The organism is Frankia sp. AgPm24, assembly GCF_023243055.1.
In the GTDB taxonomy this organism is placed as follows: Bacteria; Actinomycetota; Actinomycetes; order Frankiales; family Frankiaceae; genus Frankia; species Frankia umida.
The window spans coordinates 20,156-42,675 of the sequence record NZ_JALKFW010000190.1; the positions used below are offsets into that span (position 1 = coordinate 20,156).

General features: G+C 69.8%; 25 protein-coding genes and 1 pseudogene. 15 read left to right on the plus strand and 11 right to left on the minus strand.

Annotation, left to right across the window (positions count from 1 at the left end; all coding sequences use genetic code 11):
- Positions 1 to 21 precede the first annotated feature (21 nt).
- On the minus strand, positions 22 to 1,260 hold the full coding sequence (locus MXD61_RS15005; RefSeq protein WP_248813775.1) for a thiamine pyrophosphate-dependent enzyme: 1,239 nt from the start codon (positions 1,258 to 1,260) through the stop codon (positions 22 to 24).
- Positions 1,261 to 1,592: 332 nt separating this feature from the next.
- Here MXD61_RS15005 and MXD61_RS15010 point away from each other — a divergent pair, with 332 nt between their 5' ends.
- Positions 1,593 to 2,132, plus strand: coding sequence for a protealysin inhibitor emfourin (locus MXD61_RS15010; RefSeq protein WP_248813777.1), 540 nt, complete (start codon positions 1,593 to 1,595; stop codon positions 2,130 to 2,132).
- A gap of 287 nt (positions 2,133 to 2,419) precedes the next feature.
- Positions 2,420 to 3,634, plus strand: coding sequence for an RtcB family protein (locus MXD61_RS15015; protein ID WP_248813780.1), 1,215 nt, complete (start codon positions 2,420 to 2,422; stop codon positions 3,632 to 3,634).
- Positions 3,635 to 3,652: 18 nt separating this feature from the next.
- Here MXD61_RS15015 and MXD61_RS15020 read toward each other — a convergent pair.
- The 4 genes and pseudogenes from MXD61_RS15020 to MXD61_RS15035 all read right to left on the minus strand — a co-directional run bounded on the left by MXD61_RS15020 (position 3,653) and on the right by MXD61_RS15035 (position 6,807).
- Positions 3,653 to 4,363: pseudogene (locus MXD61_RS15020) on the minus strand (2OG-Fe(II) oxygenase).
- Positions 4,364 to 4,380: 17 nt separating this feature from the next.
- Positions 4,381 to 5,025, minus strand: coding sequence for a methylated-DNA--[protein]-cysteine S-methyltransferase (locus tag MXD61_RS15025; RefSeq protein WP_248813781.1), 645 nt, complete (start codon positions 5,023 to 5,025; stop codon positions 4,381 to 4,383).
- A 64-nt stretch (positions 5,026 to 5,089) separates the two neighbouring features.
- The gene (locus MXD61_RS15030) at positions 5,090 to 5,674 is read right to left on the minus strand and encodes a GNAT family N-acetyltransferase (RefSeq protein ID WP_248813782.1); all 585 of its coding nucleotides are present in this window, start codon (positions 5,672 to 5,674) and stop codon (positions 5,090 to 5,092) included.
- 242 nt (positions 5,675 to 5,916) lie between these two features.
- A complete protein-coding gene (locus tag MXD61_RS15035) occupies positions 5,917 to 6,807 on the minus strand; it encodes an NAD-dependent protein deacetylase (RefSeq protein WP_374628984.1) in 891 nt (296 codons plus the stop codon).
- Positions 6,808 to 6,957: 150 nt separating this feature from the next.
- Here MXD61_RS15035 and MXD61_RS15040 point away from each other — a divergent pair, with 150 nt between their 5' ends.
- Positions 6,958 to 8,229 (plus strand): hypothetical protein, encoded by a 1,272-nt coding sequence (locus tag MXD61_RS15040; protein ID WP_248813784.1) that lies wholly within the window; start codon positions 6,958 to 6,960, stop codon positions 8,227 to 8,229.
- 31 nt (positions 8,230 to 8,260) lie between these two features.
- On the opposite strand, the gene MXD61_RS15045 is transcribed toward MXD61_RS15040, so the two are convergent.
- Together MXD61_RS15045 and MXD61_RS15050 are read right to left on the minus strand one after the other, a co-directional pair.
- Complete coding sequence (locus tag MXD61_RS15045) at positions 8,261 to 9,502, minus strand: YhjD/YihY/BrkB family envelope integrity protein (RefSeq protein ID WP_248813785.1); 1,242 nt, start codon at positions 9,500 to 9,502, stop codon at positions 8,261 to 8,263.
- 284 nt (positions 9,503 to 9,786) lie between these two features.
- Positions 9,787 to 10,242: an SDR family oxidoreductase gene (locus MXD61_RS15050; protein WP_248813786.1), complete on the minus strand. Its 456-nt coding sequence runs from the start codon at positions 10,240 to 10,242 to the stop codon at positions 9,787 to 9,789.
- On the opposite strand from MXD61_RS15050, the gene MXD61_RS15055 reads away from it, so the two are divergent.
- The 7 genes from MXD61_RS15055 (at position 10,241) to MXD61_RS15085 (ending at position 16,524) form a co-directional block, all read left to right on the plus strand.
- Positions 10,241 to 10,612, plus strand: a complete 372-nt coding sequence (locus MXD61_RS15055; protein WP_248813788.1) for a hypothetical protein — start codon at positions 10,241 to 10,243, stop codon at positions 10,610 to 10,612. The genes MXD61_RS15050 and MXD61_RS15055 overlap by 2 nt on opposite strands.
- A gap of 15 nt (positions 10,613 to 10,627) precedes the next feature.
- A complete protein-coding gene (locus MXD61_RS15060; protein WP_248813790.1) occupies positions 10,628 to 11,500 on the plus strand; it encodes a hypothetical protein in 873 nt (290 codons plus the stop codon).
- A gap of 209 nt (positions 11,501 to 11,709) precedes the next feature.
- On the plus strand, positions 11,710 to 12,537 hold the full coding sequence (locus tag MXD61_RS15065) for a pentapeptide repeat-containing protein (RefSeq protein ID WP_248813815.1): 828 nt from the start codon (positions 11,710 to 11,712) through the stop codon (positions 12,535 to 12,537).
- 818 nt (positions 12,538 to 13,355) lie between these two features.
- Entirely contained in the window at positions 13,356 to 13,835 is a 480-nt protein-coding gene (locus tag MXD61_RS15070) for a DUF6069 family protein (RefSeq protein ID WP_248813792.1), read from the plus strand.
- A gap of 521 nt (positions 13,836 to 14,356) precedes the next feature.
- Complete coding sequence (locus MXD61_RS28110; protein ID WP_285223276.1) at positions 14,357 to 14,884, plus strand: hypothetical protein; 528 nt, start codon at positions 14,357 to 14,359, stop codon at positions 14,882 to 14,884.
- Between the two features lie 301 nt (positions 14,885 to 15,185).
- Complete coding sequence (locus tag MXD61_RS15080) at positions 15,186 to 15,941, plus strand: hypothetical protein (RefSeq protein ID WP_248813794.1); 756 nt, start codon at positions 15,186 to 15,188, stop codon at positions 15,939 to 15,941.
- A 301-nt stretch (positions 15,942 to 16,242) separates the two neighbouring features.
- Positions 16,243 to 16,524: a GlsB/YeaQ/YmgE family stress response membrane protein gene (locus tag MXD61_RS15085; RefSeq protein ID WP_248813795.1), complete on the plus strand. Its 282-nt coding sequence runs from the start codon at positions 16,243 to 16,245 to the stop codon at positions 16,522 to 16,524.
- 462 nt (positions 16,525 to 16,986) lie between these two features.
- Here the strand turns inward: MXD61_RS15085 and MXD61_RS15090 are convergent, their stop codons facing one another.
- Together MXD61_RS15090 and MXD61_RS28115 are read right to left on the minus strand one after the other, a co-directional pair.
- A complete protein-coding gene (locus tag MXD61_RS15090) occupies positions 16,987 to 17,292 on the minus strand; it encodes a hypothetical protein (RefSeq protein WP_248813796.1) in 306 nt (101 codons plus the stop codon).
- Between the two features lie 172 nt (positions 17,293 to 17,464).
- Positions 17,465 to 17,596, minus strand: coding sequence for a hypothetical protein (locus tag MXD61_RS28115; RefSeq protein WP_285223277.1), 132 nt, complete (start codon positions 17,594 to 17,596; stop codon positions 17,465 to 17,467).
- 79 nt (positions 17,597 to 17,675) lie between these two features.
- Here MXD61_RS28115 and MXD61_RS15095 point away from each other — a divergent pair, with 79 nt between their 5' ends.
- The 4 genes from MXD61_RS15095 to MXD61_RS15110 all read left to right on the plus strand — a co-directional run bounded on the left by MXD61_RS15095 (position 17,676) and on the right by MXD61_RS15110 (position 19,817).
- Positions 17,676 to 17,885: a helix-turn-helix transcriptional regulator gene (locus tag MXD61_RS15095; protein WP_248813797.1), complete on the plus strand. Its 210-nt coding sequence runs from the start codon at positions 17,676 to 17,678 to the stop codon at positions 17,883 to 17,885.
- Positions 17,882 to 18,304 carry a hypothetical protein gene (locus tag MXD61_RS15100; RefSeq protein WP_248813798.1) on the plus strand — a complete coding sequence of 141 codons (423 nt, stop codon included), beginning with the start codon at positions 17,882 to 17,884 and terminating at the stop codon, positions 18,302 to 18,304. Before MXD61_RS15095 ends, MXD61_RS15100 begins: the two co-directional genes overlap by 4 nt.
- A 166-nt stretch (positions 18,305 to 18,470) precedes the next feature.
- Positions 18,471 to 18,824, plus strand: a complete 354-nt coding sequence (locus MXD61_RS15105) for a YdeI/OmpD-associated family protein (protein WP_248813800.1) — start codon at positions 18,471 to 18,473, stop codon at positions 18,822 to 18,824.
- Positions 18,825 to 19,205: 381 nt separating this feature from the next.
- A complete protein-coding gene (locus MXD61_RS15110; RefSeq protein WP_248813802.1) occupies positions 19,206 to 19,817 on the plus strand; it encodes a hypothetical protein in 612 nt (203 codons plus the stop codon).
- Between the two features lie 42 nt (positions 19,818 to 19,859).
- Here the strand turns inward: MXD61_RS15110 and MXD61_RS15115 are convergent, their stop codons facing one another.
- Together MXD61_RS15115 and MXD61_RS15120 are read right to left on the minus strand one after the other, a co-directional pair.
- Positions 19,860 to 20,456 (minus strand): dihydrofolate reductase family protein, encoded by a 597-nt coding sequence (locus MXD61_RS15115; protein WP_248813803.1) that lies wholly within the window; start codon positions 20,454 to 20,456, stop codon positions 19,860 to 19,862.
- Positions 20,457 to 20,801: 345 nt separating this feature from the next.
- Complete coding sequence (locus MXD61_RS15120) at positions 20,802 to 21,707, minus strand: alpha/beta fold hydrolase (RefSeq protein WP_248813817.1); 906 nt, start codon at positions 21,705 to 21,707, stop codon at positions 20,802 to 20,804.
- Positions 21,708 to 21,830: 123 nt separating this feature from the next.
- On the opposite strand from MXD61_RS15120, the gene MXD61_RS15125 reads away from it, so the two are divergent.
- On the plus strand, positions 21,831 to 22,451 hold the full coding sequence (locus tag MXD61_RS15125; RefSeq protein WP_248813806.1) for a TetR/AcrR family transcriptional regulator: 621 nt from the start codon (positions 21,831 to 21,833) through the stop codon (positions 22,449 to 22,451).
- The last annotated feature ends 69 nt before the right edge of the window (positions 22,452 to 22,520 follow it).

The following is a 22,520-nucleotide window of genomic DNA, read 5'->3' on the forward strand; positions in this document are numbered from 1 at the left end:
CGACCACCGGAGGTCATCGGGTCACAGGAAGGAGTCGCGGTAGGCGTTGAACCAGGTGCGCTGGTCACGTTCGTCGGCGGTCTCCTCGGCGTAGACGTGGCCGAGCATGCTGGAGGGCTCCGGCGGGTCGAGGGCGAGGCAGTCGCGGCGCAGCTCGGTGGCGGCGGTGGCGGCCTGGTCGTCGATCTCGTCGAACCAGGCGGCGTCGACGTCCGTGGCGAGCAGTCGGCGCAGCCGTTCGATCGGGTCGCGGGCCGCCCAGGCGGCGACCTCGTCCGCCGGCTGGTAGCGGGTGGCGTCGTCGGACGTGGTGTGCGGGGCCATCCGGTAGGTGTTGGCCTCGATGAGCACCGGGCCGCCGCCGCCGCGGGCGTGGGCCAGCGCCCAGCTCGTCGCGGCGTGCATGGCGAGCACGTCGTTACCGTCGACCCGCAGGCCGGGGAAGCCGAAGCCGTCGGCGCGGCGGGCCAGCGGCACCGGTGACTGGCGACGACTCGGCGTCGAGATCGCCCACTGGTTGTTCTGGCACAGGAAGACGACCGGAGCGCCGAAGCTGGCCGCCCAGACGAACGCCTCGTTCGCGTCGCCCTGACTCATCGCCCCGTCGCCGAGATAGACCAGCACGGCGGTGTCGCGCGCGGGGTCGCCGGTGCCGACGTCCCCGTCGAGCAGGACGCCCATGCCGTAGCCGACGGCGTGCAGGGTCTGCGAGGCCAGCACGATCGTGTAGTTCGCCAGGTTGTGGGCGGCGACGTCCCAACCGTCGTGGCTGACCCCACGCAGCAGACGCAGGACCTCGGCGGCCGGTACGCCCCGATGCCAGGCCACGGCGTGTTCGCGGTAGCTGGGGAAGATGAAGTCGCGCGGGCCGGCGGCCTGGGCCGATCCGACCTGGGCCGCCTCCTGCCCGCGCAGCGGAATCCACAGCACCAGCTCACCCTGTCGCTGCAACGCGGTGGCCTCGGCGTCCAGGCGGCGGGCGAGCACCATCGACCGGTAGAACTCCAGGCGCAGATCGTGGTCGGCGAGCACCTCGAACCGTGGCTCGGCCACGAGGGTGCCATCGGGGGCGAGCAGCTGGATCCCGGTGTCGGCCAGCTCGGACGGTGCTGACGGATGCGCGCACCCCGCCGACACGGATGCCGCCGACACCGTCTGCGTGGGCGCGGACGCCTGCGTCACCGCGGTCACGACGGCGGCCGGCTCGGACCGCCGCCCCGGCCGCCCGGCAGTCAGCCCCGGCCGTTGCACGACATTCATGCCGACCACCTCTACACCCGTGGATCGCAGGACGTCCTACGATCGGAAACCATCGAAAATAGCCCGGTATACCGCTAGGGACACTACGCGGATTCGGGAACGGAGAGAACGCTCCCGCTGCTTCTGTTATCGCGTCGTAGTCGTACCCGCCGGCCGGCATGGATACCTGGACGTCCAACCATCGGAAACCAACCAAATGACGCGCGGCCGGCGGTGAACGTCCGAAAGACGGAACAGATGTAGGTCGACGCTGAATGCGGATTATCCACCGGGACGGCGGCGTCTGCGCGCCGCGGCGGGACGACGACGCCCAGGCGGCGGACGATAGTCCCATGAACGTGGACACCGGCCCCGCGAACAGCACCAACCCGGCCGACAGCGACCCGACCACCAGCTCCGCGGACATCGGCGGACCAGCCGCGGACACTGCCGCGGCGCAGGTGGGACGCGTGCGGGTGGCACTGACCCGCACCGGCGGCGTCCTGGGCGTGACGATCCGTCGTGCGCTCGACACCGCCGACCTGCCCGTCCCCGCGGCCGACCGACTGCGCGCCCTCACCACCAGCGCCATCGCCACCCCACCCCCCGACGCGCCATCGCCGGACGCGCCATCGCCGGACGCGCCATCGCCGGACGCGCCGCCCCCGGACGCACCCTCCGACGCCGGGCCGGGAACGCCTCGAGGGCAGAACATCAACCCCACCAGGCGGCCTGCTGGACGCGGTGGGGCCGATCGGTTCTCGTACGTGCTGGAGATCGAACAGGCAGGCCACCGCACGGTACTGCACGTGGACGAGCCACTACCTTCCGCGATCCGCCCGCTGCTGGATCTCCTGCGCACGGCCCCCACCACCCCCCGGACCGACCCGTAACCTGACCGAAACATTTCATGCCGAGGCTACGCCGACGACCCGGAACACCGCACCACCGGAACACCGGTCGACCCGGCCGAAAATGGTTCGCGAAACCCGTGGGGTTCGGGCACCCTGAACAGGACGACGGACACCGGGAGTCACCCGCGCAGTCCGTCGGAATCACCCTGCCCGAAGCCCGGTGAATCGGGTTCCGGGCAGGCAGCGGAAATGAGCCGTTAACGCATGGCACGGGCCGGCCGGTACGCGAATATCCGAACGATGATCGCACGAGAGGATGAGCCCTGATGAGCCCTGTCGCGACGATTGCGGACGCCGCGCATCCGATCTGGCTGTGGAGCCGGCCCGAGGAGATCGAGTCGGCCGCGCTCGATCAGCTGCGCAACGTCGCCGCGCTGCCCTACGTCCACCACCACGTCGCCGTGATGCCCGACGTCCACCTCGGCTACGGGGCCACGGTGGGGTCCGTCATCGCGCTGCGCGACGCGGTGTCACCGGCGGCCGTCGGCGTCGACATCGGCTGCGGGATGGCCGCGGCCCGCACCAACCTCACCGCCGCGGACCTGCCCGACGACCTCGCGGGCCTGCGGCACGCACTCGAGGCGGCGATCCCGGTCGGCAAGAGCAGCCACACCGAGGCGACCGACCACTCCCGCGCGCAGAACGATCTGTGGAGCGCCTTCCCCGACCTGCACCCCCGCGTCCAGGCCCGGCTGGCGCGGGCCATGGCCCAGGTGGGCACCCTGGGTTCGGGCAACCACTTCGTCGAGCTCTGCCTGGACACCGACGACGCGGTCTGGATCATGCTGCACTCCGGCTCCCGCAACATCGGCAAGGAGCTGGCCGAGGCACATATCGGTGTCGCCCGCACGTTGGAGCACAACGCGGGCCTGGCCGACCCTGACCTCGCGGTCTTCCTCGCCGGCACCCCGCAGATGCGCGCGTACCGCCACGACCTCGACTGGGCGCAGACCTACGCCCGCCGCAACCGCGAGGCGATGCTCACCGCCGCGGCGACGGCCCTGCGCGCCCAGCTGCCGATGCTGCGCACACCCACCCCGCCCGAGCACGGTCCGCACGCCGGTGACCACACGTTCGCGCTGGTGAACTGCCACCACAACTACGTCGCGGCCGAGCACCACTTCGGCGCCGACGTCCTGGTCACCCGCAAGGGCGCGATCTCGGCGCGGGCCGGGGAGATGGGCATTATCCCCGGTTCGATGGGTACCCGCTCCTACCTGGTCCGGGGGCGCGGCAACCCCGACTCGTTCCACTCCGCGAGCCACGGCGCCGGCCGGACGATGAGCCGTAACCGGGCCCGTCGCACGTTCACCGTGGCCGACCTCGCCGCCCAGACCCGGGGCGTCGAGTGCCGCAAGGACGCCGGTGTCCTCGACGAGATCCCCGCCGCCTACAAGGACATCGACAGCGTCATCGCCGCCCAGACCGACCTGGTGGACGTCGTCGCCGAGCTACGCGCCGTCCTCTGCGTGAAGGGCTGACCGCCACACCGACGCCGCTCAGGCGGCATCGTGGAAGATCAGCCCGAGGGTGCGGCGCTGGCCCGATCGGACGGTGCTCACACCGTGTCGGACCGCCGCCGCGGACCAGCCCCGCGTCGAGCGGATCGGCCGGTCCCGGGTGGTGAACACCAGCGCATGGCCGCGGGGCAGGGTGAGAGCCGTGCCCCGCGACTGGGCTCGCGCCCGCTGCTCGACGAGCAGAAACTCACCCCCGGTGTAGTCCACGCCGGGCGTGTCGAGCCCGATCACGACCTGCAACGGGAACACCAGGTCGCCGTACAGATCGCGGTGCAGCGCGTTCCAGCCGCCGGCGCCGTAACGCAACAGCAGCGGTGTGGGCAGCACCTGGCCGGCCCGTGCGCACACCGCCAGCCAGTCCTCGAGGGTCGCCGGCTAGGGCGCCTCGCGGCGCAGGCGCGCCGCCCACTCCTGCGCGACCGGCAGCAGCACCTGGTAGAAGACGCGGCGCAGGGAGGTCACCACGGGTGGTAGCGGGTGATCGAAGTAGCGGTACTGGCCCTCGCCGAACCGGTGGCGGGCCATGTCGACGGTGGCCCGGAACCCGGTGGCGTCCTCGACGCGCGCGGCGAGGACGGCACAGTCGTGCGCACCGAGCACTGGCCCGGTCAGGGCGTACCCGGCGGCGTCCAGGTCCCGGTACACACCCGCCGCGTCCAGACCGACAGCCCCCTGGCCCGATCCGGCCACATCCTGGCTCCCGCTCGTCACGACACGCTGGCGGTGGCGCTGGTGCTGGCCCGGGCGAGGGGTGGCAGGTCCAGGAATGTGCCGAGGGCGCCCTCGTGGCGCAGGAGGTAGTCCTTGCGGTCCAGGCCCGCGGCGAAGCCGCGCAGGTTCCCGTCGGCGCCGATCACCCGGTGGCAGGGCCGGATCAGCAGCAGCGGATTCGCCCCGACGGCGGTGCCGATGGCACGCGCGTCGGTGCGGCCGGTGCCGATCCGCGCGGCCAGCGCGCCGTAGGTGGTCGTCGTGCCGAACGGAATCGTCTCCAATGCCTGCCAGACCCGTTCCTGAAACGCTGATCCGCTGCTCCACACGGGCAGGTCGAAGGTGCGTCGCCGCCCGGCGAAGTACTCCTCGAGTTGTGCCGTGACCGGTGCGAACGGCTCCCGCGCGGCTCGCCACATCGCCTGCGGACGGACCGCCTTCGGCTGGCCGACCAGCCAGGACAGGCTGGCCAGCGCGAACCCGGTCGGTAGGTCGGGACGCTCGACCCCCACCAGCAGCAGGTCACCGAGCGGACTCGACACGGTCGTGTGGACCACCGGCGACCCGCCCATGGCCCCGGCCGATTCCCTGCCACCCATCGTCATCGTCGCGCTCACGCCCCTGCCCCGCGTCGTCGTCATGCTCCAAGCCTGCGCCCCGCACCGCCCGGATGCTGGCGAGAATCCGACGTCGAACTCAGGCCCGTCAGCCGAGCCCGCGGCGCAGTACGACGAAGTACAGGTCGGGACGCAGCGGATCGCCGAACCGACGGTCGGCGTAGGGAAACGGCCGCCGCCCCGACGTGGGCGCGTAACCGCGCCGCTGGTACCAGTCGAGTAGTTCAGCACGTTGGGCGATGACCAGCATCTCCATCCAGCCCGCCGCCCAGGCGCGGACCGCGTGCTGTTCGGCCCGGGCCAGCAGACTTCCCCCGATGCCGCTTCCCTGCAGACCCGGGCGGACCGCGAACATCCCGAAGTAGGCGCCCACCGCCCCCTCACCACTGTGGTCCGTATCCCCCGAACCGGCCATGGCCTGCGCCGGCGGTTCGATCCGACGCTGCACGTGGCAACAGCCCACCCGCTCACCCGCTGCGTCCGTGGCGAGCAGGAGCAGGCTGTGCGGGTCGGTGACCGCCGCCCGCACCTCGGCGACGTCGGTGCGCTGGCCCGCCAGCAGGTCCGCCTCGGTGGTCCACCCCGCCCGGCTGGACTCCCCCCGGTAGGCCGACTCGACCAGATCGACGATCGCGGCGATCTCCACGTCGGAGTCGACCGCGGCCCGAAACATCAGATCCCCTGCCGCGCCCCGACCCGACCCTGGCCCCGCCCCCGAACTCGGCCCCATCCCAGGACCTGGCCCCGGCCCTTCGGACGTCGTACGTGCGGACACAGCACCTCCACCCATGACTTTTGCGGGCACCGGACCTCCGGGCGCCGGACCCGCGGGCGCCGGCTGGTCGGGTGGCAGACGGCCCGGGGGTAGCGACGGGACGGGGGGCATGGCTCCATCCTCACAGCCCATCCGGGCCATCATCCCGCCTGGGCAGCGGTGCCCCGCTCGATCAGCGCGTCGGCGAGGCGAGGCAGCACGCTACCCAGCGGCGCATCCACCCGCACCGCCGCCCGACCGTCCCCCCGGGTGGGACCCTGGTTGACGATCGCGACCGGAACACCGAGTTCGGCGGCCCGCAGGACGAACCGGTAGCCCGACATGACCGCCAGCGACGAGCCGAGGATCAGCAACGCCTGCGCGCTCTCCACCAGCGCGATCGCCCGGGCCAACCGAGGTCGGGGCACCGTCGCGCCGAAGAAGACCACGTCGGGTTCGAGGCGCTCACCGCCGCAGGTCGCGCAGCCGACCATGACGAACCGGGCGACGTCGGAGTCCGAAAGGGCGACGTCTCCATCCGGGTTGGTGGGCGCGTCGGCGACCTCGAGGTCGGGGTTCGCGGCCCGCAGGCGCACGTCGAGTTCCCGGCGGGTGCTCTGCTGACCGCAGTCGGGGCACATCACCCGGGACAGCCGGCCGTGCAGGTCGACGACGTTGCGCGAGCCGGCCTGCTGATGCAGACCATCGACGTTCTGGGTGATCAGACCGGTGACGACCCCCGCCTGCTCCAGTCGGGCCAGAGCGTGATGGCCCGCGTTGGGGAAGGCCTCGGCGATCTGACGCCAGCCGGCGTGGCTACGCGCCCAGTACCGGTGCCGGGCGCCGGGCAGGCCGACGAAATCCTGGTAGGTCATCGGGGTGTGGCGGCGCAGTGCCCCGTTCGGGCCACGGTAGTCCGGGATACCGGAGTCGGTGGAGATCCCCGCCCCGCTGAGGGCCACCACACCCCCCGCGGCGACCAGCGCGCACAGCTGGTCGAACGACTCACCGTCGCCCCGGGCACCGTCGGTCCGTTCCGTCACGCCTTCCATGCTGCCCGATCGACGCAGGTCCGTCCCTTCGTCCCAGGTGGTGGTCCTACGGCACCGGTCGTACGGTCAGTTTGCACACCTTGAGGTGTGACCCCGTCCGAAAGGAGCAGGGTGATGAGGACGTCCCGAACATCATTCGATCGGGAGCGGGTGACCGATCGCCGTCGGGCGTACCAGCATCCGCGATCGGCCGGCGAGACCTCGGCCGACGACGGTTTCCAGGTCGGCGACGGTTCTCGCGCCGACGAGGAATGTCAGCCCTACCCCGACGCACAGCCCTACCCGGACGCACAGCCCTACCCGGACGCACAGCCCTACCCCGACGCCCATGCCTACCCGGACGCGCAGGCCTACCCGGACTCGCAGGCCTACGAGGATGTCCAGGCGTATGAGCGGGCCCAGGAGTTCGACCGGGCTGTGGCGCTCGCCGATTCCTCGATCTACCAGGCCGGGGTGGGCCAGGCCGACCGGCTCGTCGCCGACCCGGTGGACGGGCCACTCGGCGTCCTGGCCCCACCGGGCCAGGCAGCGGGGCATGCCCTGGTGCGGGCCGCCGCGCGCACCGAATGTCTGCTCGACGCGGAGCCGGAGACCATGCTGCGGGTCAGGGTCCGCTGGCTCCAGTTGACCACCCGGGCCGAGGACGATCCCGCGGACACCCCCGGCGCCGAGCAGCCGCCATGGCTCGCGGACGTCCGTGGCGGCGCACTCGGCCGCGGTCGCCCTCAGGCGCGACGCGTGGCCTACATTCCCCATGACCTCGAGGAACGTGTACCGCTGTGGGTGCTGCTCGCCGCACGACCCCCCGCCCCGCAGCCTCCGCCCGCCGGCTGGTCACGTGGCTGGCTGCCGCATCCGAGCGCGCCCAGGCCCGATCCGTGGGAGCCGCGGGTACGCGCCGTCGGCGGGCCGCAGGAGGCCGGCCGGACCCACGTCATGCGGCTGACCGCGCCGGCCGGACGCCATGTGCGTGCCGTGCTGCGCCCCGGGGCCGCGCCGATCAGGGTCGCCTGGGACAGCTGGTCGGTGCAGGGTGAACTGCGTCTGAGTGCCGGACTCACCGGCGGCCCACACCCGTTGATCCGCCTGCGCGCCGAGCTGGCCAACACCTCCGGCTGGCATCCCCGGTTGGACGGGGCATCCCCCTGGTCCGCGCGGGACGCCGAAGGTGGGGAGCCGACTCCGGGAGCCGGCTGGCCCGAACGGGCTCTGCGGCATGCCCTGATCGGGGCGCACATCATCGTCGGTGTCGACGATGGCGGATTCGCGCCGCCCGAGGTTGCCCGCGCACGGGCGGTGCCCGTAGCCCGAACGGGCGTCGACGACGGGCTGTGGCCCGTGCTGGTGGGCGAGCTCTTCGCGCCGACCGTCGCCCTGTTCTCGCCGGTCCGACTCGCCGATCGTCGGCGCGCCCGACCCTGACCATCCATTCCGGCCATTCCGGCTGCTGGGCCTAACCGTCTTTCGAGCCAGCCGACTCCGTCGGGTCCGGCTGGCTCGTCGCGGCGGGCGGGTCCGGCTCGCCGGACGAATCCGATCGATGGACAGGCGGCCGCACGGTGGCCGCGGCCTCAGACGAAGCGGATTCCCCGACGGCCACGGACTCCCCGACGGCCACGGACTCCCCGACGGCCACGGACTCCCCAGCGGCCACGGACTCCCCAGCCACGGCGTCGGAGGGAGCGGGGTCGGAGGGGTCGGCTGTCGTGGGATCGGCGGTGGGGGGCTTTTCGCCGAAGGTGACGTCGACGCGTTGGAAGCTTTTGAACTGCTCGGCCTGGGCGTAGGAGGTGTAGGCGCGACGGTCGGAGTCGGTGAGGTCGACACGGTCGACGAACGGCGACAGCAGGGAACGCGGGAACAGTCTGTCCACCCGCACCGCGTTGATCTCCATCGCGATCACGATCATCACCGCGAGGAAGTACAGCCAGGTGATCAGGCCCAGGACCAGTCCGAACAGGCCGTACACCTGGGTGGAACCCTGCAGCTGGTGGGCGATGTAGTAGCCACCGAGGGTCTGCACGGCCTGCCATCCGGCGGCGGCGAAGACCGCTCCGGGCAGGATCTCCATCACCCGAACGGACCGGGCGGTCAACACCTTGAACCCGACCAGGATCAGGGCCGCGTTGCCCACGATGGCCAGCACCACCGCGAGCGCCTGCAGCCCGGCCGCGAGCCGGCCGAACGCCGACGCCCCGGTGGTCACGGTCGACAGGACCGTGGTCAGGATGAGACCGAGGCCCAGCAGGCCGATCAGGCTCAGGCTGCGCAGCCGGGCGAAGAACGGGTTCGGTCGGGACCGTCGCGGCACCGCCCACACCGTGTCCAGCGCGTTGCCGATCGCGCGGGCCACCCCGAGGCTGCCGAAGATCGCGCCGATCACACCGATCGCGACCGCGGTGCCGCTGCCCTTGAGGGCCTGCACGTCATCCCGCAGCTGGTCGCCGATGATCGGGAACTGGCCGAGCGCGGAGTTCACCAGCTGCTCCTGCAGATGGTGATGGCCGTTCAGGACGAACGCGAGGCTCGTGGTGAGCAGCAGCAACAGCGGGAACAGCGACAGGAACGCGTAGAACGTGATCAGCGCGGCCAGGTACCCGCCCTGGTCGTCGGCGAACTTGTACAGCACGGCGATGACGAACCCGAGGCCGCGATGGCGTCGCTGAGCCCGGTCCAACCGGGCACCAAGCGCCATCCCCCGCCTCCCCCACCCCTGCGCCGTCACTGCGTAGTCCCCCGTCCGGGCAGGTCACACACCCGCCGGACCAGACCATGTCACCCCATCAGTCCCGCCGCCCGGACATCATCGCGGGTCGCCCGATCGGGCGGTGCCACCAGGTGCCGTTCTCGTCGAGTGGCTTTTTATGATCATGAAGCGAGACGACGTCAACGGCGTTGATTATCTTGAGGTCGGACGGCCCTGGCACCGAGTCGAACATGACTCGGTGCCAGGGCGCACCGCGATCGGTTCTCCGGGCGTCACGACTTCGACCTGAACTCCTGGCCGGCGCGCGTGCCGCCGTCGACGAGGATGTCGATGCCCGTGAGATACCCGGGAGCCTCGCTCGCCGCGAACGCCAGCACCGCCGCGATCTCTTCGGGCTCGCCGAAGCGCTTGATCGCCGAGACCTTCAGGAGATCCGATGCTCCAGGGTCGGCTTCGAGCTTGCCCATCGCCGTGTCAAAGCTGCCCGGAGACACCGAGAGCACTCGTGCCCCCTTCGCGCCGAAGACGGCGGCGAGGCGACGGGAGTACCACTGGACGAAGTTCTTGCTGAAGCTGTAGGAAAGGCCGGAGTGCAGCTTCTTGCCAAAGACCTTCGAACGCCGCACGATCACGCGCACGAAGGCGGCCGGATCGGTCTCTGCCAGTGGGAACGACCTGGTGGGAACGAGGGCCTTCGGGATGCTGTGCGACCTCGCGGTCAGGATCATGGACCAGACGCTGGCGTTCCTCGCTGCCAGCGCCGCAACCCCGGACGCCCGCCTGGTTCCAAGCCGCCTCGTCGATATCGGCTGGCACACCTTCCTGCTCTACACCCGCGACTACACCGACTTCTGCCACCAGATCGCCGGCCGGTACATCCACCACATCCCCAGCGGCCCCACCGGGGAGGCAGCCGACACCGCCACTGAGCGCATGCGTACCCTGGCCGCGATCACCGCAGCCGGATACACCCTCGACGCCGACCTGTGGCCTCTCGCTGTCGAGGGCCGACACGGCGAGTGCTCGGACGAGGGAAACTGTTCCGCCTTCGGCAAGGACGGTAACGAGAACGAGGAAACCCGAATCCCGCGGCCATAGAGGGAGGATCTGACCGTGGTGGACCGCTGGGACTCGCTTCCCGCTGTGGTGCGCCAGGCCGCCGGGCGTCACCTGGGCACGGTGGACTCCGTAGTGGCGGTGCCAGGCGGTCAGAACAACGACCTTGCCGCCGTCGTCCACACCCGCGGCGGGGCGGTGTTCGTCAAGGCCGTCCGCGGAATCTGCCGACGGATGCGCTGGTTGCGCAACGAGATCACGGCCGGAACACTCGCCCCCAGCGTCGCCCCGGCCGTGATCTTCGCCGAGGACGTCGAAGCGGACGGCGAGCCATGGCTCATCGTCGGCTTCGAATATCTGTCAGGCCGGCCTGCGGACCTCTCCCCCGGCTCGGCCGATCTCGCTGTCGTCGGGCAGACGCTGGACCGGATCAGCTCCCTGCCAGCCCCAGGGGTACGCGGCCTGCACGAGCGGTGGAGTGTCCGGGACTGGTGGAGTCGTCTGCGTGCCGTCGCCCCGCATGTTGTAACCGGCGTCGACGTCGACCAGATGGACGGATGGGCCTCGCTCGCATCCCAGGCCGTACGCGGCGACCGCCTTGTCCACACCGACCTGCACGCCGACCAGTTCGCCATCGACGACAGCGGCGACGTCCACGTGATCGACTGGGGCTTTCCCGGTGCCGCGGCCAGCTGGGTCGACCGGGCTTTCCTGGTCATCCGACTCATCCAGGTTGGGCACACCCCGCACGACGCCGAAGCATGGGCAGCGACCCGTCCAGGCTGGCCGACTGACGGCGCCACGCTGACCGCGTTCGCCGCACTCGTCGCCGGCCTGTGGACCTACCGGGAAGCCACCGAAGGGACCGGCGGGCCATGGGTTCACGCCGCCCGCGACTACGCCGCCTGGCGAGTCGGCATATCACATTGAGATCTCTGCGGAGTCGCCCTCGGCACCGATAAGCGCGATCTCGACCTCGACCTCGACTGCCCTACGATTCTCACTCCAGGCCGTATCATCTTCGCAGACCAGTCCTGCAATGACAAGAAAACCCTCGCCCATGGTCAGCTGCTGATACCACACCCGTCGCTTTCCAGGTAATCCGCAAATCCCTGACCGCCGACGCGACCAGCGTGATCATGACTCGCCTGCCGAAACTCCACGGACAATCGACAAGCGGCGGAATCCTCCAGCCGAGACATCCACCGCGCTTCACGTTCCGTGCACGCATGCAAGCCACCGGTTCGCGGCGCACTACACTGCCCGCCATGCCCCCCACACGTTCCAGACGAGCACCGCGAGAAGCCCAGACACGCCGGCCCGCAGCCCCTGCGGTACCAGCGTCGCTCACCGCGGTCAGCGCGCCGGGACTCGACGACGACGGCATCTATACGAACACCCTGTTCGACGGCAGCGATCTTTCCGACCAGAACTCCGCTGCGATAGAGATCGACAAGTGTCGTATCGCCAACTCCGACCTCAGTGGCACGCGGCTTTCACGGGCCATGGTGATGGACACCGTCGCCGAGCGATCCAACCTGTCGAACCTGCAGGCGACGAACTCGTCCCTGGTCCGCGTCGAGATGACAGCATGCAGGATGACCGGGTTTTCCTGGGCCAACGGACGACTGCGTGACGTGACCTTTCGGGACTGCCGACTTGACTTCTCCAGCTTCCAGTCGTCCACCGCAACGGATTCCCTGTTCGTCGACTGCAACCTCAGACAGGCCGATTTTCACGACGCCGACCTTCGGGGGGCGACCTTCAGGACCTGCGATCTGAGCGGCGCACAGCTCTCCGGAGCGCGGATGGACGGCACCCGCCTGATCAACTGCACGCTGGAGGGCGCCAGCGGAGTGACAAGCATGGCCGGCGCCGTGGTGGCCAGCAGCGACATGGTCACCCTGGCCCACCTGTTCGCCAGCGCCCTGGGCATCAACGTGGTCGACGAGGAGTCGCCCGACTGACCGCCTCTGAGGCCGGAGGGCCTCCGGTAGCGAGGGGCGTCCGGTCTACGCCGGGTCGAGTGCTCGATGCCGCGGAACGCTGCCGACGCCACCAGGCCCCGGTGGCACCGATGTGGTGTCAGTTCCGCTGCCAAAGTAGCCCTTAGCGCGACAGCACCGGCATAGGGTCGCTGCTACCGCAGTAGTTGCGCCTGGCAGCGGCCAGGATGACTTTCTACCGGGCGTTGGTCAAGGTCTTCCGACCGAGTGTCACCCAGCGCCAACAGGCGTTACCCAGCCAGCACCGACGCCGGACGAAACGGACTCCAGTCGGGCCTAGTCGTCCCTAGCGCCCGGTAGTCCTGGTACCAACTTGGCGCCAACCGCACCCGCCCCGCTGACCGACGGCGTAACCGATAGAGCTCACGTCCCGGCGTCCCCGCACAGGCGCGCGGGCGAGAGCAGAGCCAGAGGGCGCATGCCACCCGATCATGCCTTACTCAGCGACCAGCAGATACGGCTGGATGAACCCTCTTCCTGATCAACCAGCCGCGCGTGTCACACACAAAGATCCATCAGGCCATGGTCCGAAATGAAGGCGGAACCGGAAAAGATCACAAAGTAATACGCGGACCAAGCCCGACAGACGAGGTCACGCAGCGCTGTCCGGGCTATGCTCGGCCTGGACAGAAGTGCCGCACCACCAGATCAAAGATCTTCTTCGTCTGCGTGCCATCCGGCGTGATCGCGTGGTACGCGAGGCGCAAAGGCAACCGCGTCAGCGCCACATCCGCACCTGCCTCGCTGATGTCCGAACAGACCGGCTGCCGTTCCGCACGATGCGCTTGTCCAGCCGGTTCTCGGACAGCTGCGAGTACGCCGCACGGAACGCGGTGACGAACGCCTTCCCCTGTGGCGATGCGATCAGTGCTTCCTCGGCGTCCAACCTGGCCTGCGCCGCCGCCTGGGCTCCTGTCAGTGTTGCGGCTGCCGCTGTGGTGCTGCTGGCCGTACTCGAACAGCGCACCCGATGGGCCGGGCGCTGGTGGGCGAGGATCGCCGGCGCCGCACTCGCGAGTTCCTTCACCGGGCCGCTGCAGGCGGACAGTCTCGTCGCCGGGGTGACCCTCACCCGCCTGCACCTGCTGGTCGGCCTTGCCCTGATTATTCGATTCACCCATACAAGTCCTATTTGCCACACCCGTCCGGTCCGTCTGGGGCCGGCCCGTGGCGGTCCGCCGGCCGACCTGGACCCGAGCGGGGCGGGGCAGCGCGCAGGACGACCGCTGCGCACGGTGTGGTCGGCGACGTGCGGGTAGCCGCGACGGAGAGCCGTATCGCGGCCGCTGCCCGCGCCCAGCTGGAACGACCCACCGCGGCGGGCGACTCCCCACGGTCGATGGCGTGGTGACGCTGCCGGACCCGGCACCCTGCTGGATCTTTGCGATCTCCAGGTCTTCGTGAACCGTTAATTCACATATTCAGCCCATACTTCACCCAAGTCCGGGTGTAGTCAAATATCCGAGCTGACGACAGCATGGGAACTCGTCGAATTTCCGGTGATCCCAGAAACGAAGAACCCCTGGCGCCCAAGCCACAGGGCGGCCTTTCTCGACAGTCGGGACCCCCCGCGCGGATCCGGCGGAGTGGCACGCAGGACACACCTACCGCAGTATGGGATTCGCAGCGATTAATTGCTCACTCTGGGTGACATCGCTGCATGGAGAAGGCAACAACTCACCGTCTGAGTAGGAGAACAAGCGAAGGGGTATTTATTATGCGACTCGAGAAGAAGCGAGTGTGCGCGGTGCTGGCCACGGCTCCGGCAGCGGCGATACTGATGTTTACGCAGTCCGCAGAAGCGGCTGCTCAGGGCGGTTCCACCGGTTCGTTCGGTGGCGGCGGCGCCCAAGGCGGCTCGACCGCCGTCTTCGGGCCTGGTGGCGCCCAGGGCGGCTCCACTGGTTCGTTCGGTGGCGGCGGCGCCCAGGGCGGCTCGACCGGCTCCTTCGGGCCCGGCGGCGCCCAGGGCGGCTCCACTGGCTCGTTCGGTGGCGGCGGCGCCCAGGGCGGCTCCACTGGCTCCTTCGGACGCGGCGGCGCCCAGGGCGGCTCGACCGGCTCCTTCGGACGCGGCGGCGCCCAGGGCGGCTCGACCGGCTCCTTCGGACGCGGCGGCGCCCAGGGCGGCTCCACTGGCTCCTTCGGGCCCGGCGGCGCCCAGGGCGGCTCGACCGGCTCGTTCGGTGGCGGCGGCGCCCAGGGCGGCTCCACCGGCTCGTTCGGTGGCGGCGGCGCCCAGGGCGGCTCGACCGGCTCGTTCGGTGGCGGCGGCGCCCAGGGCGGCTCGACCGGCTCGTTCGACTAATCTGTCCGTAGCACCAAAATACCTTCCCTGTATGTAGCCAACGGCGGCCCTCCCGTTTCCCTTCGTGGAATACATTGAAACGGGCGGGAGACGGAGGGCTGCCTCTACACCGACCATGGCAAAAGCCACAACATCGCGAAGGTTCGCCGACACGACGGAACCGAGCATCCGGTTACCCCAACCTGACCGGTATATTTGAAATCTTCCGCAACACGCCGATGCCAGCGGCCGGCTGTTTCAGCGAAGCAATCATTATTCTCTCGCCGAGACGCTTTGGATCCTAGTTTCGAGCGGGGACGTCATGATTCTCAGGAAAAGTTTGCCCGCCTTGTGGCTGACTGGTGGAATATCTGCCATCACCATCCTGTCTGCGGCGCCAGCAAGAGCCAACATAGCCACGCTGTTCGATACGCCTCCAACCTACGCAGCGATACCGGGGCAAACGTCCGACTACAGCCTGCCAAGCTGGCACGAAACGCTGCCATGGACATGGGACGACAAGGAAAAAGAACTGTTCCCGAGCGTCCCGGCAATCTCGATAGTTTCAGTTTGGAACACCGCGATCGGCGGTCCTACCAACGCGTTCGGACCGGGCGCCAATGCACAGGGCGGGTCCACGGGAACCTTCAAGGAGAACGGTTCCCAGGGTGGCTCCACCGGCGCGTTCGGGGCGGGTAACGCCCAAGGCGGTCCGACCGGCTCGAGCGACGGAGTGACCACCCCGTTCGCACCAGACGATGCCCTCGGCGATGGAACAACCGGCTCCTTCACACCGGACAGCATCACCAGCACCACCTCCGGCTCGTTCACTCCGGCCAGCATCACCGACAACACCACCACCGGACCGTTCGCACCGGACAGCATCACCGACAACGGAACAGCCGAAGGGTTCTGGCCGCAGGACACCCAGGACGAGTCGGCGGCCCCCGATCTCGGCAGCTACGACCCCGTCCACCAGTTCCTTTATAATCTCTATTCCTTTTTTTCCTTCATCGGCTCACTAGGACTCCAGAGCCTTCAGTCCACACAGCCAACTGGAGCCGCGGGGAACAGCTGAGGTCTGCGCCGGCCGCTTCCTGGCTCAGGTCGAGGGAGTAGATGCACGCCCGTCCACGGTGTGTTGCCGGACCGCGACGACGAGGCGGGGCCACCAGGGCCGCACAGGTGAGAACCCGCCACGCGGACCGCACCCGGCAAGCATCGGCGAAAGGCACGACGATCCGGCCACGCCGTCGGCCAGCAGACGGTGAACGCCAGGTTTGCACTGGCCGAAACGGTGGGTACCTCGGGATCCATCCAGTCGTCGATCATCGGCCGAGCCGGGCGCCGATGATCAGAATCTGTCGGAGGCCCCTGTCATGCTCTGGACTCTGCTCACGTGGATTGTTCTCGGTCTGATCGCGGGTGCCGTCGCCCGGCTGCTCGTGCCCGGACGTGATCCGATGAGCGTTCCCGCGACGATCCTGCTCGGCGTGATCGGCTCGTTCGTCGGTGGTTTCCTCGGCTACGTCCTGTTCGACAAGGACTTCGGGGAGGGAGCGCTGCAGCCGGCGGGCATCGTCGGGTCGATCCTCGGTGGCATCGTGGTGCTGCTGATCTGGCGTGCCGTCGGCGGTCGCAGCCGCGCCCTGCACCGCTGAGGCTCGTTCACGTGGGACGTCCGTAGCATCAGGCGCCGTGAACTCGGCCGGCTGCGCGCGGACATGCAACTCCTGCACAGCGGCGTTCAGGGCCCCGAGCGTGGCCACGTCCGACGCTGTCGCCGGTCTGACCACCAGCCCTGCGAGGAGACGATCGCTGTCCACGCGATCATTCTAGTGACCCGGGAAGCCGCGTCTGGATATCACTTCCAAGGTCTCCTACGCCGACGTCGCCGACGTCATGCTCACCCAGCTCACCAGTGACGCCTTCGTCCGCCGGGCCGTCGCCATCACCTCCCAAGCGGATGGCGGAGGATCCGCTGACCCGCGGGGCCGCATCCGGTGGCCGGACGGGCGGCGCTTCGGCGATCGGGGTGACGAACCACCGTTCGGTTTCCGGTCCGTGCGGGCAGCGCGCGGTGGCGGGCGCTGCCCGCACGGACCGGTGCGCGGGCACCGTACTCAGCGGCGTCCCACGCCCGGCTGGTTGACACGGGGCGGCACGTAGACCCGGGGTGGTGTGTAGACCCGGGGCGGCACATAGACCACCGTCGGCCCGGAGGTCGGCGAGGCACTGGTATCGGGCACGGTCCCGTAGACCACGCCCGGCCGGTAGACCCGTGGGAGCACGACGACCGCGCCGGGTCGGTCGACCCGGGCGCCTCCCACGGGTCGCGCCTGCGCCGCGGCGACGGGCAGGAGCACGAAGGCCACGGCGATGGCGAGGAACAGGGCGAGTTTCGACAACAACGTCCGTTTGAGGATCATGTTCTGCTTCCCGTCGTGGGGTCACGGCTCATGGAGACGCCGCTGGGCACTGGACGGTGGCCACTTCGTCACGACGACGTCACCTATAGCACGGATTCGATCGCCGCCGGTTACAGCATGGGCGAGGTGGGACGGATACGCCACCGGGGCCCGGCAGGGCGGGTTCCGCACCTCACTCGGGGATGAAGGACACCCCACCACGACCCGGGCGATCAGCGCTCGCGCGGAAGGCGCCGTCGTCCAGGACGGGAACGGCGGCGCCCGCGCCAAGGTCGGCGGCCGCCGCGTCGATGCCGCCAGACACCACAGGACGACATCGCACCTTCGCCCTCCATGTAAAGGAGGCTTGACATCGCACCTGGATGTCAAGCATCCTTTACATCATGCGGAACTCGGTCCGGGCGCTGAGAACAGCCAGGGGGATGTCGCAGGCCGAGCTGGCAGGTGCGCTGCACGTGTCCCGCCAGACGATCAATGCCATCGAGACCAGCCGATACCTGCCGTCGCTGCCGCTGGCCATCCAGCTCGCCCGTTTCTTCTCCACCCCGGTCGAACAGCTCTTCGACCTCGACGATGACGGAGGCAAACGATGACCACCTCACCGACCCGCACGCCTCGGCCACCACGAACACACCGGCTGGGCCGACTGGCCACCACCGCCGTCCTGCTCCTCGGCGGCGGCGCCATCACGCTCGGAGCCTGGCTGGGCGGCGACCGCGACCTGGCGCTGGTCCTGGCCGTCTTCTACGTGGTCATCGGTGTCGTCGCCTTCGTGGTGGCCGGCGGTCGCAGCGACGTCGCGGCCCTGCTGCGGGTGGCCGGCGACGAGCGGCAACGCTCTCTCGATTTGCGCGCCACCGCCCTGTCCGCGCTGGCGATGGAAACGTTCTGCGTGGGTGGCCTGGTCGTCGACCTGGCCCGCGGGGGCAGTGGCTATCCGTGGGCGCTGGTCTGCGCGGTCGGCGGCGTGTCCTATGCCATCGCCTTGGCCGTCGTGCGCACCCGCCACTGACCGCGGGCCTCGACCACCCGACTCGGCGGTCGAGGCCGGCTCCGCCTCACCTCAGAGCGAGCGGCCAGGCGTCAAGGACCTCACGTGCTGCCCCACCCAGCACCCGTCAGCGCCGTGCGCGCCCCTTCCGCTACCGGATGTGTGGATGATCGCCGACAATGACCCGGTGACCACCACGGGAGATGACGCCGCCGGACCACCGCTGCCAGCAGAACTCATCACCGCACTGGACGAGACGGACGGGGCGTGGGACGGCTGGCAGGCCGCCGACCAGCGGACCCGCACCCTGTTCGCGGAGTGGGTCGCCAAACCCCGCACGGCCCGCCTACGCCGGGAACGCGCCGCGATCACCGCCGAGCACGCCGCCCACGGAGTGCTACGGCACGCGATCGAGCGCCCCGGCCTCGCCGAGGCAGGCGTCGAAGCGGGCGTCGAGACCGGCGTCGAAGCAGGCGTCAGCGCCGCCGCGCCCGGCGTGTCCCGCTGGCTGATCCACACCCTCGGCAATATGATCAACTGATCGCCGAACTGATCACGTGGGCACGACGATGACCTGCGCCGAGGCGGCAGGTCGCGAGACGCGCCCCAGCGCCACCGCTGGCTTCGACGGCAACCGGCGGCTGCGGAGTTGCCCGTGCCGCGCGCCCGAGAAGATCGACACAGCGGCCGCGTCACCGTCGGCAACCGGTCGGCGGCGTTCGGGCTTGTATGGAGGTCGGATACGTATCGAGGGTGAGGGTGGGGTCGTGGACCACCACGGGTCGCGGGTCGCCCGTGCCGTCCGCCGCAGGCGCTGGCGGTCCGCCGTCGTCGCCGCGGCGGTCGTCGCCCTGGCCGCGTGCGGCGACCCTGGCCGCGAGGACCCGGCCGCGATACCGGCCGGGTCGGACCCCCGCCTGTCGTGCTCCCCGCCGGCCCGGAGGGAAAGCCGGTCACGCTCCGTTTCGTCGAGACCCAGCGGCTGCTCGACCTCGATGCCGACGCCGAGGCAGCGGTCGTCCACCGCTGCGTCCCGGGAATCAACGGCAGCCCGGGGTCGTCGGACGGTGGCAGCCGGTTGCTCGTCGCGGTCGACGGCCCCCTGGTGCTCGTCCAGAACAGTCAGGGTCTGGCGGCCTGCCTGGTCGAGCTGGTCAGCCGCGACGGCCCGCCGGATTTCTCCTGGTCCGACAAGCCCATGCTCCGGTGGTGGCACTCGGAGCGCAGCCCTGACTTCTCCCGGCCACCAGGGGCACCGATCGAGGTGTTCAACACGAGCGCCACGGATGGCGTCGTGGCCGACTGGGTGCACCCGACCTGGTTCTGGCGTGCCTTCGGGCGGGTGTCCCCGCAGGTGAAGGAGCTGTTCGCCGTGATCCCGAGCGGGGAGGCGATCCACGTTCCCGTCGGTACCACGGGTGCGTTCGCCCTCTCTCCTGGCGCAGGACGGTCGACACGCCCGAGCAGGCGCGGCTCCAGCCGCCGCTGTCGCTGTTCGCCCGCGACGGCACCGGCCGGGTACTGCCCTCGGTGACCCTGCCCTGATCCCGGGGCGGCGGTGGGTGCAACTGTCCCGCTAGGAGGACGACCGGCGGTAGGTCAGGAAAAGCGCACCGCTTTGCAGGACAGTGTGGTCGGCCAGCATCCAGGTTCTCGGGTCGAACACGGCGGCGCGGGAGAACAACGGGATGCCGGTGCCGAGGGTCAGCGGCCCCAGCTTGACGACAAGCTCGTCGATCTCCGGGTAAAGAACGCCGGCGAGCTCACCCCCACCGACCAGCCAGAGGTCCTTCCCGTCCAGTTGTTTCAACTCCCGCACCGTCGTGACCGGATCGGCGGCGACCAGCTCCACCCCCGGGTCCGGACTCACGGTCAGAGTGCGCGAGAACACCAGGTGCCGCAGGTGCGGGAAGGCGTTCGTCAGGCCGGCCCGCAGCCCGACCTCGTAGCTGCGCCGGCCTTCCAGGACGGTGTCGAAACGGGTTCCCGGGGCGGTGACACCCAGGGCCAGCCGGGCAGGGCCGGGCAGGGTCTCCGGGTACTCGGCGACGAGGTGATCGACATAGTCCTGCGGCACCGGCCAGAACCCGTCAGGACCGGTGGGATCGGCACCGTCGGGACCCGCCACGAACCCGTCGAGGGTGGACGCCACGAAATAGACCAACCTGCGCACACACCACTCCTTCCCGCCGGCAGCACCGACTCCGGTCACAGCTGACGGCACGTTCCACGGACGAACCCTACCCATCCGAGATCCGGCGCCCCGACGCTTCGGAGAAGGCCGCCGAGTACCTGGCCGGGCGCACGGCCCTGGACCTCCAACGCCCGGCCGATTCGGTCGCTATGCCCGCACCGATGTCGAAGGCCTGCGTCATGACCGCTGACCAGCCTGAAAGGTGCGAGCCGAAAAGCGACGCGACGTTCTGGCCCTCAGGGTGGTGATGCCTCTCGTGCCCGGTCCGGCGTGCCTGCCGAGACGCGCTCCGCGGTCAGTGGCGGTATCCGGGAGTGGCCGTGTTCAGGTGTGTTCGGGGGCCGGTGCGGTCGTAGCGGCCTGTGCGTTGTCCCAGACGTCGGCGGCGATGGTGGCCCACAGATGTTCTGGGAACTCGTGTCCCATATCGGGATAGGTGGTCAGCCGGGCACCGGGAATCGTTTTTGCCAGGGTCCGGGCGGCGCGCAGGCGAATCCAGGGGTCGTCCTCGCCGTGGATGACGAGGGTGGGTGTCTGGAGCCGGCGTAGCTGGGCTCGGAGGTTCGTGGCGGTGCGGGCCGCGGCGAGTTGACGGTGAGTCCCGCCGGGGTCTTGGTCGCGGTCGATGGAGGCCTCGGCGGTGGCACGCACCCATTCCTCGTCGATCGGGTGTCGCCGCGAACACATGAGCAGGTAGGTGTCGACCAGCCGCCGCACGTCCCCTTCGCGGGTGTTGTCGTAGCGTTTGGTGGCCAGCCGCAGCAACGTGCCGATCTTGAGATTGCGCAGGTTACTGAGCGCGCCGCCGGTCCCACCGGCCATCGCGGACACCAGACTGCGCACGCGGGAAGGATGGTGGATCGCGACCAGCTGCGCGAGCGTGGCCCCCAGCGACTCCCCGAGCAGATGGGCGGAACTCCAGCCGAGGTCGTCGAGGACCGCGACCGCGTCGCCGACCATGTCGTCGACGCGGTAGGCCGGGCCGCCATCACGTGCGGTGAGCGCCCGCCCGGTCGTGCCGGGCGCGTCGGCGAAGTGGGTGGACAGGCCCGCGTCGCGGTTGTCGAAGCGGGCGACGGCGAACCCCCGGTCCGCGAGCTTTCGGCAGAAACCGTCCGGCCACCAGATCATCTGGAAGGTCAGACCCATCATCAGCAGCAGTGGTTCACCGTCGGGTGGACCGAACGTCTCGTATGCGATCTTCACGTCGCCGTGCTGGGCGAAGGACATGGTCACCGGCGTCTCCGTTGCGGTGAGGTGGTGCAACGAGGCAGAACCCTTGGCAATGCAACTGACATGCTAAGGGGGACGTGACACCGATGCAATGCGCTCGCATTGCCAAAGGGGGTTGTGATGCCCAAGCGGGTGGACCCGCTCGAACGGCGCCGCCACATCGCGCAGGCGGTGTTCCGGGTGACCGCCAGCCACGGCGCCGAAGCGGTCAGCCTGCGTGACGTCGCGGCCGAGGCCGGCGTGTCGATGGGGATGGTCCAGCACTATTTCCGGACCAAGGACGAGATGTTGCTGTTCGCGCTCGAGCACATGCGCGAACGCGTCGCCACACGCCTGCACGCACGGCTCGCGCATCTGCCGGAGGCCACCCCCCGCGACCTCGCCCGCGCGGTGTTCACCGAACTGCTGCCCACCAGCGAGGACAGCCGAGCCGAGGCGGCCGTGTCGGTGGCTTTCTACTCCCGGGCCGCCGTCACGCCGGCCTACGCCGCGGCACTGTCCGAGGGCCTGCGAGGCCTGCTCGCCGCCACCACCGAACGACTACGCGCCGCCCAGCGCGACGGCCACCTGCACCCCGACCTCGACCCCGAGCAGGAGGCCGCATCGCTGTTCTGGCTCACCCACGGTCTGGTGGGACCGCTCCTGGCCGGTCTCTACACCCCCGCGCAGGCCCTGGCGATCCTCGACCACTCCCTCGACCGGATCTTCATCGCCGACGTGCCGACTAAGGACCGGCGGTGAGGACACGGGTCACAGCCGCCGCGACGGCGGGAGTGAGGCGCGGGTGGTCGAGCGCGGGCAGCAGCGCCT

Bases quoted from the DNA above. Each gene is read 5' to 3' on its own strand.
- MXD61_RS15035 (WP_374628984.1), bottom strand. From the start codon at position 6,807: ATGGAAGGCGTGACGGAACGGACCGACGGTGCCCGGGGCGACGGTGAG.
- MXD61_RS15055 (WP_248813788.1), top strand. From the start codon at position 10,241: ATGGACCAGACGCTGGCGTTCCTCGCTGCCAGCGCCGCAACCCCGGAC.
- MXD61_RS15010 (WP_248813777.1), top strand. From the start codon at position 1,593: ATGAACGTGGACACCGGCCCCGCGAACAGCACCAACCCGGCCGACAGC.
- MXD61_RS15120 (WP_248813817.1), bottom strand. From the start codon at position 21,707: ATGTCCTTCGCCCAGCACGGCGACGTGAAGATCGCATACGAGACGTTC.
- MXD61_RS15090 (WP_248813796.1), bottom strand. From the start codon at position 17,292: ATGATCCTCAAACGGACGTTGTTGTCGAAACTCGCCCTGTTCCTCGCC.
- MXD61_RS15065 (WP_248813815.1), top strand. From the start codon at position 11,710: ATGACTCGCCTGCCGAAACTCCACGGACAATCGACAAGCGGCGGAATC.
- MXD61_RS15050 (WP_248813786.1), bottom strand. From the start codon at position 10,242: ATGATCCTGACCGCGAGGTCGCACAGCATCCCGAAGGCCCTCGTTCCC.
- MXD61_RS15045 (WP_248813785.1), bottom strand. From the start codon at position 9,502: ATGGCGCTTGGTGCCCGGTTGGACCGGGCTCAGCGACGCCATCGCGGC.
- MXD61_RS15095 (WP_248813797.1), top strand. From the start codon at position 17,676: ATGCGGAACTCGGTCCGGGCGCTGAGAACAGCCAGGGGGATGTCGCAG.
- MXD61_RS15070 (WP_248813792.1), top strand. From the start codon at position 13,356: ATGCGCTTGTCCAGCCGGTTCTCGGACAGCTGCGAGTACGCCGCACGG.
- MXD61_RS15005 (WP_248813775.1), bottom strand. From the start codon at position 1,260: ATGAATGTCGTGCAACGGCCGGGGCTGACTGCCGGGCGGCCGGGGCGG.
- MXD61_RS15125 (WP_248813806.1), top strand. From the start codon at position 21,831: ATGCCCAAGCGGGTGGACCCGCTCGAACGGCGCCGCCACATCGCGCAG.
- MXD61_RS28110 (WP_285223276.1), top strand. From the start codon at position 14,357: ATGTTTACGCAGTCCGCAGAAGCGGCTGCTCAGGGCGGTTCCACCGGT.
- MXD61_RS15025 (WP_248813781.1), bottom strand. From the start codon at position 5,025: ATGACGACGACGCGGGGCAGGGGCGTGAGCGCGACGATGACGATGGGT.
- MXD61_RS15085 (WP_248813795.1), top strand. From the start codon at position 16,243: ATGCTCTGGACTCTGCTCACGTGGATTGTTCTCGGTCTGATCGCGGGT.
- MXD61_RS15080 (WP_248813794.1), top strand. From the start codon at position 15,186: ATGATTCTCAGGAAAAGTTTGCCCGCCTTGTGGCTGACTGGTGGAATA.
- MXD61_RS15100 (WP_248813798.1), top strand. From the start codon at position 17,882: ATGACCACCTCACCGACCCGCACGCCTCGGCCACCACGAACACACCGG.
- MXD61_RS15030 (WP_248813782.1), bottom strand. From the start codon at position 5,674: ATGTTTCGGGCCGCGGTCGACTCCGACGTGGAGATCGCCGCGATCGTC.
- MXD61_RS15015 (WP_248813780.1), top strand. From the start codon at position 2,420: ATGAGCCCTGTCGCGACGATTGCGGACGCCGCGCATCCGATCTGGCTG.